We start from the raw sequence: 13397 nt of genomic DNA on the forward strand, positions 1-13397 counted from the left end.
CTCAGTAGCAACAAGGTATGATAAATTAGCCCGGAATTATGCAAGTACACTGGCCTTGGCTTGCTGCCTTATATGGCTGCCAATGTGGGTTGGCTAAATTATGAACAGCAAAGATCAACAGGCCCTAGTTAAACCAATAACAGGAAAACTAATAATTGTTAGTATTACCCTTAAACTTGGATCTGCAAAAAACAAAGACCAAGCTGTAGACTCACCATTTTCGGATTGTTCAAGTTTTAATGCCGTGTACTGAATATAAATTGGCAAACTAAAAACAATAAGTACTAGAGCTAAAGAGAAGTACAGTTGATACATATGCTAGATATCCTTTTCAAGCTAACGTCTTAGTATTTATGCGTTGCGCTGTTTGCAGGGCATAAATCACTTCTTGGCTCAATCTCAAATATGGCCGCTGCCACATCCATGTCAATTGGTATAAATGATACTATAAGAATTTGTTTTTTTTAAATCTGGCCATCCATTTTAGATCAACAACATAATGCACTTTTGGTTTGTCTACAACTTGTACGAGCTAAAATTGCTTAAATGAGAGTCATCAAAAGTTGAAGAGCTGAAGCTGAGGCATAAAAATGAGCTAATTCATTAAAAAATGGTGTATTTAAGACATGCTAACCCACCCAATAAAACAAATGGGCAGTGATTGGTTTGGTTAAGCAGTATTACAGTTAGTTGCTGTGAAAGTGCTGACAGCTTGCCGCAAAGTGCCGTCGTCGCTTTTCTAGATGTTCACAGTAATCAGTGAGTTCTTGCAGCGTACCCACCGGACCATGAAATAGCTTGCCAAATTCAGTGGACAGCTTGAGCCAATTCTCATGGTGGATATTTAATCTTGTCAGTAACTTAGCGCTATTTGCACTTATTGTCCCACGTTTATCATTGCGGATGATTCGGCCTGTATCATCCACTAATTCGAGATAATCCGTTAAGGAAAACGCAATGCCATTGGGCTGGTTCACGCGCTCATTACCGATAAAAGGTAGTAAATTTTTAGGTTGTTCACCTTTTAATGCGGCCCGAATGCGCAGCTGAATACTGGTATGGTCGGATTGTTCTAGCGTATCAGCCAGTTGCGCTCTGATGGGATTTAAATCAACGTAAGACATGCAGGCTAAAACGGCAGCTTCATCAAGTAAGGCTTGGGATTTAAAGCGTCCTTCCCAAAAACGACCAGTACAGTTATCTTCTTGATTTGCTTGTCTTGCTATCGTTTCATTAAGGCAGCGCATAAACCATGAAATATCGCATAATCGACTGCGATAAATGGCGATTGAATGCCTTAATCTGTTGACCTCATGCGCCTCAACAAGCTCTCCTTGCGCAAATTTTTGCGTTAACTCATCGCCTTTAAACAGCTTATGCCATTGCTCAAGTACTTCGCGGTCAGTCCAACAATTTGCACTGTCGATATCGACCCGCAGCACCACATGCAGATGATTCGACATTACCGCAAAGGCTGCCACATCAATGGCAAAAACGGCTTCAAGTTCAAACAGTAGTGACTCAACCCAACCACGGCGATGGTCATAGTTTTTTCCAGAATAGGCATCATCGCCACACAAAAACGCACGCCGAACAACGCGGCTACAGCAATGGTAATATGGAGTGTCTTCAACACTTATCTGAGTTCTGCGAGGGCGCGGCATACAAACCTCCTTGTTTAATGCTTAACCCAAGCATAGTCGGAGGTTAACAACTGCGCCATTAAGGCTGGGTGTCCAGTTAACCGTTCGTAATCTGTTGATTTACAAGATATACGCAACACATTTTTGGACAGAAACGAGCTAGGTTTCCAAATCTAATTCGTAAGTTTAGGATTAAAATTTCTATGGATTAACGCCGCCAGCAACTGCCGGAGTGAATTGGCTGCTTTTTTGCGTTTTTTGCAAAAAAGAAGACAGTTTACGGAGGTCAGATTGGCTGGCCTTGTGTACGCCCAGCATGGGCATGAACTAATGAGGTGAAAGTCCTCTGTAGGAAGGTCACCGTTCAATAACATGCTGTTATTAAACGTTAACTACTAGCGAATGGCAAGGGCTTATCCGCGAGGATTGGTCTGAAGGAAGCCGCTAGCAAATTTGCGAGCTGATGAACAAGAACATCATATGAGGCGTAGGCTAGAGGTGAGTTGGCACAAGACGACGAAACCACGTGATCTAATGGCCACCGTAAATGATGCAGCAGTGCAAAGAAAGTTCATGTTCTTATCTGGGGAGATCTGCTTAACACGCGATCGGTCAATAACCAGTAAGGCTCTGGTCTATTAAGTGCCTTGGCTTTTCAATCTCATCGACTGAAAAGAGCGAACCAGATGAAAACCGATAGCGCATGACGGGGTAACTCGGTATGTGATTAAGCAGAAGTCAGCAGACGGCATAGTAGCCCAACGCCCATCGTAATGGTTGGGATATGGTGAAGGCCTGAACATTTAGAAGAAGGAGGAGTCTTGTCAAACTTGTCGATACCCACTACGTCGCCAGACGATTACTATCGGCAGCGTATTGATATGCAACCGGCCTTCAACAGCGATTTATTCCAACAACTACTCGAACCTGAAAATCTACACCGAGCTTGGCGTCAAGTTAAAGCCAATAAAGGCGCGGCTGGCATCGATGGCATGACTATCGAAGCCTTCCCGCTTTGGATGCAACAAGGCGGTTGGCAACGGTGTAAATCTCTACTGGAACGAGGTGAATATAACCCTTCAGCAGTCAGACGCGTAGAGATCGACAAACCCGATGGCGGTAAACGCAAACTGGGTATCCCTAACGTCATTGATCGTGTGATACAGCAAGCTATTGCTCAAATTCTCACGCCGTTGTTTGACCCTTTCTTCTCGGCTAATAGCTTCGGCTTTAGACCGAATAGGAATGCCAAACAAGCGGTCTTGCAAGTCAGAGATATCATCAAACAGAAGCGCAAATTTGCCGTCGATGTTGATCTGTCCAAGTTCTTTGATCGAGTAAATCACGACCTGTTGATGACTCAATTGAGAATCAAGGTACAGGATAAGCGTCTGCTGGCGCTTATTGGTAAATACCTGCGAGCTGGTGTGATGGTCAACGACCAATTTGAAGCAAGCTTCGAAGGCGTGCCTCAAGGCGGCCCACTCTCGCCATTACTCTCTAACATTATGTTGGACAGTCTTGATAAAGAGCTGGAAAGCCGAGGGCACAAATTCGCCCGCTACGCGGACGACTTTATCATTTTGGTAAAGTCTATTCGAGCGGGAGAGCGGGTACTCAAGAGTATTACTCGCTACCTTGCCACTAAGCTAAAATTGGTTGTTAATGAACAGAAAAGCCAAGTGGTAGAGGTAGGTCAAAGCAAGTTCCTCGGTTTTACCTTTAACCGCGGGAAGATCCAGTGGCATGCTAAAACATTACACATTTTTAAACAAAAGATGAAACGCCTGACGAACCGAAATTGGGGCGTTAGCATGGGATATCAATTGTTTAAAGTACGGCAATACATGCAAGGCTGGATCAACTACTTTGGCATAGCCAACGCTTATCAAGGGTGTGTCGATTTAGACCATTGGATCCGTCGTCGAGTGCGTATGTGCTACTGGCGTCAGTGGCGAAAACCGCGGACTAAGGTACAAAACTTACTTAAACGTGGCGTCAGGATCCAAGCTGCCGTTGCTTGTGGGATCACAAGTAAAGGCCCATGGCGGAGCTCGAAAACACCAGGAATACAGCAAGCGCTGAGTAATGAGTATCTTAAGAAAGCAGGATTGTATTCACTGAGAGATGGATGGATCGCGGTTCACTATCCGAACCAGAAAACAGGTTAGGCGTTCTAAATGAACCGCCCTGTGCGGAGCCGCATGCAGGGTGGTGTGGGGGCTGGAGGCTAGATACCTCCGGCTACCCGATTAGCTGGTAATTTCACTGAAAATTTCGACCCACTGTTTCGGATTAGCCGTGATAAAAACAAACGTTGAATCATTTGATAAAGTGATTCGAATTGCCTCAGTTGTGATCGGAATGATTCCACCACCCTTACCCACATCTTGAATCACTGACTTTATTTCATCACGCTTGATATGGTAGGGACCGAGGCCAAGCTGCTCGTTAAATGGGACAAAAACAACCTCTGTATCCGTCAACGACAGCTTACCGTCCGCCTTTGCCACACCTATTTGTACCGTTGCAAATGATGACTTTATCGGTTCTTTAAACATAGACAATCCTTTTTCTGATGAATATTCCACTTACCAGCTAACAGCTTATTGATTAGCAGCAGGATAACCTCCTGCTTTCTTGTAAGTTTCTTCGTCAAAATATCACTTGTAAGTGTTTGTTGTAAATATATTATTTAACAAAAAATACAGGTTAAATATGACAATTTAGCAGATAAAAAAGATGCATAGGTGTTTACGAGGTCTGCATAGCACTTTTATATATATTACAAACTATTGATAATAATGAGTTAATGTTTAACAGTTAGTATTATCGATGCGCCAATCCAACGATTTATGCATCTTTTTCATAGCAATTATCTCAACTTCAACTATAACTGTATATAAACACAGTGCATTGGTAAGGTAACGGTTATGGGGCAATTAACATTTTTGGAGGCTATACGGACAGAGATCAGGGTACGCCATTACAGCTATCAAACAGAAAAATCCTACCTCTATTGGAACCGCTATTTCATTCGACATTGCAATATTCGTCATGGCGCTGATATAACCCCCGCTTTGATTGAACAATTTCTCTGTTTTTTAGCAGTGGAGTGCGAAGTGTCGGCGAGCACCCAGAAACAGGCTCTATGTGCCATTGTATTTGCTTGTCGCCATGTGTTAAAAATTGAGCCCAATGAGTTACAATTTCCCTATGCAAAAGCCCCTAAACGAATACCGCAGGTATTGTCTAACGAAGAGGCAAAACTGATCATCAGCAATTTGTCAGGCTACCACTATTTAATTGGTGCCATCCTATTTGGCTCAGGGCTAAGATTAAAGGAAGCCTTAAAACTTAGGGTAAAAGATATTGATCTAACCACTAAATCTATCTTTGTGTACCGAGGTAAAGGGCAAAAAGATCGAGTTTGTATGCTACCTAACGGATTGATTGATGTTCTAAAGTCACAAATGAAACAGGTAAAAAAGCTCCACGAGGCGGATTTGTCAGATGGCTTTGGACTTGCTTCATTGCCCATCTCTCTCATCAGAAAATACCGCAGTAACGCCTCTAAGTTTCATTGGCAATATCTCTTTCCTGCTAGCCGCCGTTGTATGCACCCAAGTGACAACTATGTGTGCAGACACCATATTCATCCAACGGCTTTTTCACGTGCATTAAGGCAAGCTACCACTAACTGTGGTATAGATAAGCGCGTTACCGCCCATACTTTCCGCCATTCATTTGCAACATCTTTATTACTCAAAGGCCATGACATTCGTACCATCCAAGAGTTATTGGGACACAGTGATGTCAAAACGACCGAGATATATACCCATGTGATTGGTGGCCATCATACTGGGGTCATAAGTCCTCTTGACAGTCTTTAAGGCATACTACAAAACAAGTTACTAGGGCCTTATCTTTTGCTTTCCGCATTAGTAAATATGAGGCAAACACAGAAACACAAAGTTCGAATGAGTAATTGTTCTAAATCATAATGGGGCAAATGCTTTTTAGGGCAGACATAGGTATTGATAACTTACCTAAGATTGTCATTGCTGCACCAGTGACCTTCTAAAACAGGGATGTTTTAGTAGAGCCCTCAAGGATGAGTTTACGGCGAGTCACTGGGGAAGTAATGATAATTAACGCTGCAAAACCCAGTCGTCTTGTTTTGAACACTCGCTTTTTAGCTGAGCCTATAGGGATACTTCTTAATTAGCTAAAAGGATCGCGAGTTAATCAGGGAATAATGACAATGAATACCATCTAACTGTCGAGAGTCTTATCGCAAACAACAGTGAACCAGTATAACGTTAGCTGCAGTTCTGCTCGCAGTGTGCTAGCAGAACTTAAAGATTAGACATTGCTCCAATTCGCTTACCCAGTGCAGGCGGGCAGATATTCTGATAACTCAAGCAGGTTATAATCTGGGTCGCGGATATAGACTGAGTTTATCCGGCCTGTGGCACCGGTTCGTAGCACTGGTCCTTCAATGATTTCAATCTGAAGTGCGTTTAAATGCGCGATCACTTCTTCTATGTTATGGCTGACTACAAAACACAGATCGGCACTGCCGGGCGTGGCTGCTGCGGCCTTAGTTTCAAATTCGGCGCCCGCTTGGTGCAGATTAATCTTTTGGTCGCCAAAACTTAACGCAATACGCTGATTGCGAAATACCACTTTCTTCATTCCGAGTACGGTTTGATAAAATTCGACACTGACGGCGATGTCTTTTACGGTTAAGACCAAATGATCTAAGCGGGTTACGCGCATTTTACTTTCCTTAGAATGGCTCAGAGTGGGCTCTGATTTTGAACGCTATCTCTATGCTTGAGACGAATAAGAGTCAGATACCTTACATCATGTGCTGGTGCAAAAGTGACTCTGTGGTAGCATTTGTGGCGTTTTTTTGCGTAAATATTTTGTGCCTACTATATCCCTATGACCGAATGAGAGTGTGATGAAGAAAACCTTAGCCCGCGGCTTAATGAATCTATTACCTATGGCCTTGAGTTTGTGGCTTTTTTGGTCTCTGTTTGTATCGTTAGATGGTTTAGGAATTGTAATTTTAGAGTTGGTAGGGATTAACCAACACTTTGTCGGCGCCGGTTTTATGCTAGTGGTGGCATTAGTTTTTGCTGTGGGACTGTTGTTTTCAGTCAGCCCGATTGTGTGGCTTTATGGCTGGCTTGAGCGCCAGTTGATGCGTTTCCCATTGTTTAAATCGGTTTATGGCAGTATCCGTGATATTGCTTCTTTGATGAATCGTGATGGCAAGCCGACCAGCCAAAAGACAGTGTTAGTGAAGCAGGCGAATGGCAGTTTTGTGGTGGGATTTATCATGACAGATACGCCGCCGCAGCCTTTGTTAGATGCGTTGCCTGAGGGCGATTGGGTGCCTGTGTTGTTCCAATTGAGTTACCAAATGGCGGGCGTGACGAGCTTGATCAAACGGGACGATCTAATCATGGTCGACTGGTCGTTTGAAGAGGCGATGCGCTTTAATTTAACCGCTGGCATTTCGCAAACACCGTCTCAGTAATCGGATGTTGGTTTAAGCGTTTTAGCGTTTAAAATTAAATTTGATGTTTTTTGTGGTATAATTTTTTGGTGACCAATATGGTCGCCATTTTTTGTGCTAAATATTCTAATTATAAATTTGTTTTATGCTAAAGGCATGCTTTGACTGCCTTAGTGGTGTTAACGCTATTTATCCATCAATCATCGGCTGTCAAAGTCGTGTGTTGTTAATCCCGTTTTTCAGATCCCGTCACGTTTAGCCATAGCGAGTCGTTGCATTGAACTGTGGGATTGAGCCCATACTGGTCATAGATGAGCCCCGCAGCATTAAACATATTATGAGTATAAGTTTTGTTCTATCTCTCCGTTGGTGCGCTGAGATATTTGGAGAGTGAACCCGCTAGAAATAGGGAGAGTCAATGTCGATCAAGTCGAGTATTAATCCGCCGGTATTTTATTCGTCGGTCTTTTTCATCATCTTGATGGTGATGATTTGTGCAGTATGGCCCACAGAGGCTAACACCGTTTTTAGATCAATACAGTCATGGATAGAAGTGAAAGCCGGTTGGCTTTACATTCTGAGCGTGGCGTTTTTCCTGATTTTTATCATCTTTGTCATGGTCAGTCGCTTTGGTGATATCAAACTCGGGCCAGATCATTCTGTGCCGGATTACAGCTATAAAAGCTGGATTGCCATGTTGTTTTCGGCAGGTATGGGTATTGGCCTGATGTTTTTTGGGGTTGCCGAACCTGTAATGCACTATCTGGCGCCGCCAGATGCTACGCCTGAGAGTCTCGCCGCCGCTAAAGAGGCGATGAAGATTACTTTCTTCCATTGGGGACTGCATGCTTGGGCGATTTATGCCGTAGTGGCATTGAGTCTGGCCTACTTCTCCTATCGTCATAAGTTACCGCTACTGCCACGAAGTGCTCTTTATCCCTTAATTGGTGAACGCATTTATGGTCCTATTGGCCATATTGTCGATACCTTTGCCGTGCTCGGCACTATGTTTGGGGTGGCGACATCACTGGGTTTTGGGGTGTTGCAGGTTAACTCGGGTTTGAGTTATCTATTTGAAGGTTTACCTAATAACGCAGTAGTGCAAGTGTGCTTGATCATCGGCATTACCTTGCTCGCGACGCTGTCGGTGTTTTCTGGCCTCGACAAAGGCGTCAAACGCTTAAGCGAACTCAATCTTGGCCTCGCGATTATCTTATTGCTTATCGTCTTGATCTTGGGCCCTACAGTCATGCTGTTGCAGGCCTTTGTGCAAAACACCGGCAGTTACTTAAGTGATTTGGTTGGTAAAACCTTTAACTTGTACGCCTATCAACATAAGGAAGATTGGCTCGGCGGCTGGACCTTGCTCTATTGGGGCTGGTGGATTTCTTGGTCACCTTTTGTCGGTACCTTTATTGCGCGTGTGAGCCGCGGTCGTACCATCCGTGAGTTTTTGATTGGTGTGTTATTTGTGCCATCGGCGCTGACCTTCCTGTGGATGACAGTGTTTGGTAACTCGGCGATTGATTCGATTATGAATCAAGGCGCGACTTACCTTGCCGAGGCGGTAAATACCGATGTGTCAGTGGCCTTGTTTGTGTTTTTCGAGCACATGCCGTTCCCGACCTTACTCTCAGGGATTGCGATTTGTTTAGTCGTGACCTTCTTTGTGACCTCGTCGGATTCGGGATCCTTAGTGATTGATAATCTGACCTCGGGAGGCGATAACAATGCGCCCGTATGGCAGAGGATTTTCTGGGCACTGTTGCAAGGGGTTGTGGCCTCGGTATTGTTGTTAGCCGGTGGTTTACAGGCGCTGCAAACGGCGGCTATCGCCAGTGCCATGCCGTTCCTTGTGGTGATGTTATTCATGTGTCTGGGATTATTTAAAGCCCTGAAAAATGACTGGCTTAAGATCAACAGCGTGCAATTACACAATACCAGTGTGCAGTACGCCAAAACCAACATGAGCTGGGAAGAACGCATTGGCGTGCTCGTCTCGCATCCTACCCATGAAGAAGCGCAAGTGTTCTTGAATAATGTTGCGACGCCTGCTTTGTCTAAGGTGTGTCAACACTTTATGGCCAAAGGCATAGTGGCCGATCTCGAATACTTAGATGGCCGCGTACGTTTGGTGATCAGCAACGAGGTGAACTTGCCCTTTGTTTACGGAGTACGCACCCGTTGTTTTGACATCACTAACCCGATAGGGACTGAAATCGAGCAGGGCAATACCTTGTATTACCGCGCCGAAGTGTACCTTGAACAAGGTGGTCAGCATTACGATGTGATGGGGTATACCGAAGAGCAAATCCTCGCGGATGTGGTGACTCAGTATGAAAAATACTTACACTATTTGCATCTGTCGAATGCCGATCATGCCCACATAAGCTAAGTAATGTAAGTTAAGCAAGGTAAGCCAGTAACGTAAGTCGGTTTAGCCATTTGCGTCTACAAATCGCGCACCATTAACCCGCAAAGTGCGGGAGATATTGCCCCAAGTGATAACTCGGATTATCCTTGGGGCAATTTTTTTAGGGTTTGTTTTAGGGATTACACTATGTCGTCAGTGCCAGGCCAGAGTAAGTTAGACAAAGTATTAGCCGATGCGCGGGAGTACAAAGCTAAGCGTGAGGGTGGTTACCGTGAGCAGGCGTTAAAACTTTATCCTTGGGTATGTGGCCGCTGTACCCGCGAGTTTACCCCGAAAAACTTAAGTGAACTGACAGTGCATCATCGCGATCATAACCACGATAACAACCCGTCAGACGGTTCAAACTGGGAGTTATTGTGCCTATATTGCCACGACAACGAACATTCTCGTTTCGAAGAACTGATCCGTTACGGCAGCACCACAGAAACCAAGCAAGCGGCGGCGACCTACAATCCCTTTGCTGACTTGAAATCAATGCTGAAAAAATAGTCTTGCTGGCTTTAGCTGGATCAGATTGCGTAGAGGGTAGCGTTAGCGGACGGGTTTAGTCCTTGTCGGTTAAACGCGCCTCGGCAGCTAACCATTTATCACGGCTTAAAATATGCTGATTTTCACTGCCTTCAAATAAAGCTTTACGGGCGGGGAGTTGCTGACAAATGGCCGCCTGTTGCGCTTCGCTACTCGTGCGCCAACTGACGATTTCATCGATATGTCGAAAGCAGCCCATGCAGTAGTCTTCGTCATTTAAACCGCAGCGTGCGACGCAAGGTGAAAGCATAGGTGTCCCCTGGAGCCTTATGGCTAGTTAACCGAGTCTTCTCAGTTAACGATATGGTTGAGTGTTTAAAGGCCGCGATACTAACATTTTTTCGCATAAAGTCATCTTTAGGGCGCATTCCCTTGACCTAAGGTGAGACAAGTATTTTTTACACTGGGCATGACGTGAACCAAGATAATCTGCAGCAACAACTCACTTACTCACAGCAATTTAGCGAACTTAATCAGTTGCTTGAACAGAGTGCAGCCCTGTGGCAAGTGCGTGCATTTGAAGTGAACGCTTTACCTTGGGCACAGGATTTTCCGCAGTTGGCCGAAGCTGTGTGGGCGCTGGCTGACGATGAGCTCGATGGACTCGATGCCGAGCAATCTTTGCTGGTTAAAGCGTTGTTACCGGCATTAAGTCACGATCTTAGGACATTAGGCCAAGATTGGGACTTGTCATTGCTCACCGCATCCATTGCCGAACGTACGGTTTTTAACGATAAGACGGTTACTGATAAGGCTGGCGTGGCTGAACCGTCGCTTATGGATAATACCGCAGCGCAGCAAGGCGGCTTGTCCTTTGACGATGAGGCGCATTTCAGTGCGCACATCAAAGGCCGTAAATGGCAGCAAATTACCGCCTTTGTGCAGCATTTACCCCAGCTTAATTTACCTGTGCTGGAATGGTGTGCGGGTAAAGGGCATTTGGGCCGCTTGATTGCTAAAGCCCGCGGCGCCGAAGTGGTGAGCTTAGAATGGCAAGCGCCATTATGTGAAGCAGGACAGGCCTTTGCCGATAAGTGGCAGTTGTCACAAACCTTTATTTGTGCCGATGCCTTTGCTATTGGTGCAGAACATGCTGCGACAAACACATCTATAACCACATCCATTACTACAGTTGAAGCACCAGCTCAACACGCCGCAAAAGCCAATCCGTTAAGCGCACGGCAGCAAGCGGTTGCATTGCATGCCTGCGGTGACTTGCATGTTCGGCTGTTAATGCTGGCGGCCGAGGCGGGCACGCAGGCGCTGGCGATTTCTCCCTGTTGTTATCATTTAATTCACGCGAGCCATTATCAGCCGTTATCCAATCTTGCTCAGCAGAGCAGCCTAAAACTCAGTCGCCATGATTTACAGTTACCGCTGCAGCAGAGCGTGATCGCCAATCCCAAACAACAGGCGCTGCGCCATCAAGAAATCGCGTGGCGCTTAGGCTTTGATGCACTGCAACGTCAATGTCGACAAATCGACGCATATTTACCTTTGCCCTCGTTAAAGCAGAGTCAGTTGAGCGGCAGTTTTACTGATTTTTGCCTGTGGGCGGCGCAGACTAAGGCCGTTAATTTAACCCAAAACAGGGATTTTGAGGCTTGGCTTGAGATAGGGCGACAAAGACAACAATTAACTCGCCGCATCGATTTAGTGGCGCATTTGTTCCGCACTGTACTCGAGCAATGGTTAATCTTAGATCGCGCTTGTTTTTTGCAGGAACAAGGATATGGTGTTTGCGTGGGTGAATTTTGTGCAAACAACGTCACACCAAGAAATTCGCTGATTTTAGCGCAAAAAATGTCAGTATAATTTTGAGTGTCTGAAAATATGCTGTACTGTGATGTTTTTTATGAAGTATTTCTATATTAGCGCATTTAAGTTTAGTGATAGTGAATTCAGGGCCGTCGTGTTTGGAACCTGCGCTGTGAGACAAGTCTTACACTGAAGATGGTTTTTTATTGAATCATCGGGCTTTTCTTGTTCAAATGTCGCATTAATGACGAATAACAACTGAAAGCTGACCTGTTGGTCAGTCATTCTAGTGAGCGAATAAAACAGTTTCATGAAATATTCCCGCGTATTTATTAATAGCCTGGCCTATGAACTGGCGCCTGTTGTGGTTTCCAGTAGTGAGCTAGAGTCTCGTCTTGCTCCTTTGTATCAAAAGTTCCGTATTCCAATGGGACAGCTTGCCGCATTGACTGGGATTACTGAACGCCGCTGGTGGCCAAAAGGACATCAATTGTCCGACGGTGCGATTAAAGCTGCCCGTAAAGCCATGGTTGAAACTGGGATTGATGTCGCCGATTTAGGTGCTGTTGTCTATACTGGCGTGTGCCGCGATCAACATGAACCCGCGACCGCGTGTCGTGTTGCTGCCGAATTGGGCGTGTCGAAAGACACCGCCATTTACGACATTAGCAACGCTTGTCTTGGGGTGTTATCGGGTATTTTAGATATCGCTAACCGTATTGAGTTGGGTCAAATCAAGGCGGGTATGGTGGTGTCCTGTGAATCGGCGCGGGATATTGTCGATGTCACTATCGATAACATGCTGGCCGATCCCACTATGCAGAATTTTGCCCAGTCGCTGGCGACCTTAACCGGTGGCTCTGGCGCAGTGGCGGTTATCCTTACCGACGGCAGTTTGCCGCTGACAAATGTGCGTCAGCATCAATTGTTGGGCGCATCGCACTTATCGGCGCCTGAGCATCACCAGTTGTGTCAATGGGGCCTGCAGGAAGTGGGGCACAATCTGTACCGCGAGTTTATGCGTACCGATGCGGTGACGCTTCTCAAAGAAGGCGTTGAGCTGGCTAAGCATACTTGGGAACATTTCCTTGAGCAGCGTAATTGGCTGGTTGAGCAAGTGGACAAAGTGATTTGCCATCAAGTGGGCGCCTCAAACCGTAAGCAAGTGCTTAGCGCGTTAAATATTCCCCCCGAGAAAGAATTTCCTACGTATCAGCTGCTGGGCAATATGGGCACAGTGTCGTTACCTGTGACCGCCGCCATGGCGCACGATCAAGGCTTTTTACAAGCGGGCGATCAAGTGAGCTTTTTAGGCATAGGCAGTGGATTGAATTGCATGATGTTAGGCATTAAGTGGTAGGGTGCAGTGCACCTTTTCACGCCTTTGCTTGATGGCTAGAATACATTCTAGCCAACCCAGTAAGTCCATGATTCAGTCGATAAGCTAAGCCAGCTATACACAAATCGTTATTCGCTCTCATAAATAGAACAAAAGATAGGAAGC

The 13397-nt window shown here is 45.5% G+C and carries 11 protein-coding genes and 1 pseudogene; 8 read left to right on the forward strand and 4 right to left on the reverse strand.

Annotated elements, in window-relative coordinates:
• Positions 1–97 (forward strand): annotated as a pseudogene (locus MO387_RS17335) (IS5/IS1182 family transposase); the annotation flags it as partial.
• 589 nt (positions 98–686) lie between these two features.
• Here MO387_RS17335 and MO387_RS17340 read toward each other — a convergent pair.
• Positions 687–1664 carry a transposase gene (locus MO387_RS17340; RefSeq protein WP_107947006.1) on the reverse strand — a complete coding sequence of 326 codons (978 nt, stop codon included), beginning with the start codon at positions 1662–1664 and terminating at the stop codon, positions 687–689.
• 800 nt (positions 1665–2464) lie between these two features.
• Between MO387_RS17340 and ltrA the strand changes: the two genes are divergently transcribed.
• Complete coding sequence (gene ltrA, locus MO387_RS17345) at positions 2465–3814, forward strand: group II intron reverse transcriptase/maturase (RefSeq protein ID WP_014609903.1); 1350 nt, start codon at positions 2465–2467, stop codon at positions 3812–3814.
• Between the two features lie 81 nt (positions 3815–3895).
• Here ltrA and MO387_RS17350 read toward each other — a convergent pair whose 3' ends face one another.
• Positions 3896–4204 carry a hypothetical protein gene (locus tag MO387_RS17350; RefSeq protein ID WP_017428770.1) on the reverse strand — a complete coding sequence of 103 codons (309 nt, stop codon included), beginning with the start codon at positions 4202–4204 and terminating at the stop codon, positions 3896–3898.
• A 372-nt stretch (positions 4205–4576) separates the two neighbouring features.
• Between MO387_RS17350 and MO387_RS17355 the strand changes: the two genes are divergently transcribed.
• On the forward strand, positions 4577–5536 hold the full coding sequence (locus tag MO387_RS17355; protein ID WP_107947007.1) for an integron integrase: 960 nt from the start codon (positions 4577–4579) through the stop codon (positions 5534–5536).
• A gap of 493 nt (positions 5537–6029) precedes the next feature.
• On the opposite strand, the gene MO387_RS17360 is transcribed toward MO387_RS17355, so the two are convergent.
• Positions 6030–6425, reverse strand: coding sequence for a VOC family protein (locus MO387_RS17360; protein ID WP_107947008.1), 396 nt, complete (start codon positions 6423–6425; stop codon positions 6030–6032).
• A 187-nt stretch (positions 6426–6612) separates the two neighbouring features.
• Here MO387_RS17360 and MO387_RS17365 point away from each other — a divergent pair, with 187 nt between their 5' ends.
• The 3 genes from MO387_RS17365 to MO387_RS17375 all read left to right on the forward strand — a co-directional run bounded on the left by MO387_RS17365 (position 6613) and on the right by MO387_RS17375 (position 10096).
• Positions 6613–7194: a DUF502 domain-containing protein gene (locus MO387_RS17365; protein ID WP_012088779.1), complete on the forward strand. Its 582-nt coding sequence runs from the start codon at positions 6613–6615 to the stop codon at positions 7192–7194.
• Between the two features lie 397 nt (positions 7195–7591).
• Positions 7592–9568, forward strand: a complete 1977-nt coding sequence (locus tag MO387_RS17370) for a BCCT family transporter (RefSeq protein ID WP_006081074.1) — start codon at positions 7592–7594, stop codon at positions 9566–9568.
• A 165-nt stretch (positions 9569–9733) separates the two neighbouring features.
• Positions 9734–10096 (forward strand): YajD family HNH nuclease, encoded by a 363-nt coding sequence (locus tag MO387_RS17375; RefSeq protein WP_006081075.1) that lies wholly within the window; start codon positions 9734–9736, stop codon positions 10094–10096.
• 55 nt (positions 10097–10151) lie between these two features.
• On the opposite strand, the gene MO387_RS17380 is transcribed toward MO387_RS17375, so the two are convergent.
• Positions 10152–10385, reverse strand: a complete 234-nt coding sequence (locus tag MO387_RS17380) for a DUF1289 domain-containing protein (protein ID WP_006085323.1) — start codon at positions 10383–10385, stop codon at positions 10152–10154.
• A 164-nt stretch (positions 10386–10549) separates the two neighbouring features.
• Between MO387_RS17380 and MO387_RS17385 the strand changes: the two genes are divergently transcribed.
• Together MO387_RS17385 and MO387_RS17390 are read left to right on the forward strand one after the other, a co-directional pair.
• The gene (locus tag MO387_RS17385; protein ID WP_107947009.1) at positions 10550–11950 is read left to right on the forward strand and encodes a methyltransferase; all 1401 of its coding nucleotides are present in this window, start codon (positions 10550–10552) and stop codon (positions 11948–11950) included.
• Between the two features lie 253 nt (positions 11951–12203).
• The gene (locus MO387_RS17390; RefSeq protein ID WP_011846420.1) at positions 12204–13253 is read left to right on the forward strand and encodes a 3-oxoacyl-ACP synthase III; all 1050 of its coding nucleotides are present in this window, start codon (positions 12204–12206) and stop codon (positions 13251–13253) included.
• Positions 13254–13397: the final 144 nt, after the last annotated feature.

This window comes from Shewanella sp. N2AIL (genome assembly GCF_022690845.1).
GTDB lineage: Bacteria > Pseudomonadota > Gammaproteobacteria > Enterobacterales > Shewanellaceae > Shewanella > Shewanella baltica.

Bases quoted from the DNA above. Each gene is read 5' to 3' on its own strand.
- MO387_RS17340 (WP_107947006.1), bottom strand. From the start codon at position 1,664: ATGCCGCGCCCTCGCAGAACTCAGATAAGTGTTGAAGACACTCCATAT.
- MO387_RS17350 (WP_017428770.1), bottom strand. From the start codon at position 4,204: ATGTTTAAAGAACCGATAAAGTCATCATTTGCAACGGTACAAATAGGT.
- MO387_RS17355 (WP_107947007.1), top strand. From the start codon at position 4,577: ATGGGGCAATTAACATTTTTGGAGGCTATACGGACAGAGATCAGGGTA.
- MO387_RS17360 (WP_107947008.1), bottom strand. From the start codon at position 6,425: ATGCGCGTAACCCGCTTAGATCATTTGGTCTTAACCGTAAAAGACATC.
- MO387_RS17365 (WP_012088779.1), top strand. From the start codon at position 6,613: ATGAAGAAAACCTTAGCCCGCGGCTTAATGAATCTATTACCTATGGCC.
- MO387_RS17370 (WP_006081074.1), top strand. From the start codon at position 7,592: ATGTCGATCAAGTCGAGTATTAATCCGCCGGTATTTTATTCGTCGGTC.
- MO387_RS17375 (WP_006081075.1), top strand. From the start codon at position 9,734: ATGTCGTCAGTGCCAGGCCAGAGTAAGTTAGACAAAGTATTAGCCGAT.
- MO387_RS17380 (WP_006085323.1), bottom strand. From the start codon at position 10,385: ATGCTTTCACCTTGCGTCGCACGCTGCGGTTTAAATGACGAAGACTAC.
- MO387_RS17390 (WP_011846420.1), top strand. From the start codon at position 12,204: ATGAAATATTCCCGCGTATTTATTAATAGCCTGGCCTATGAACTGGCG.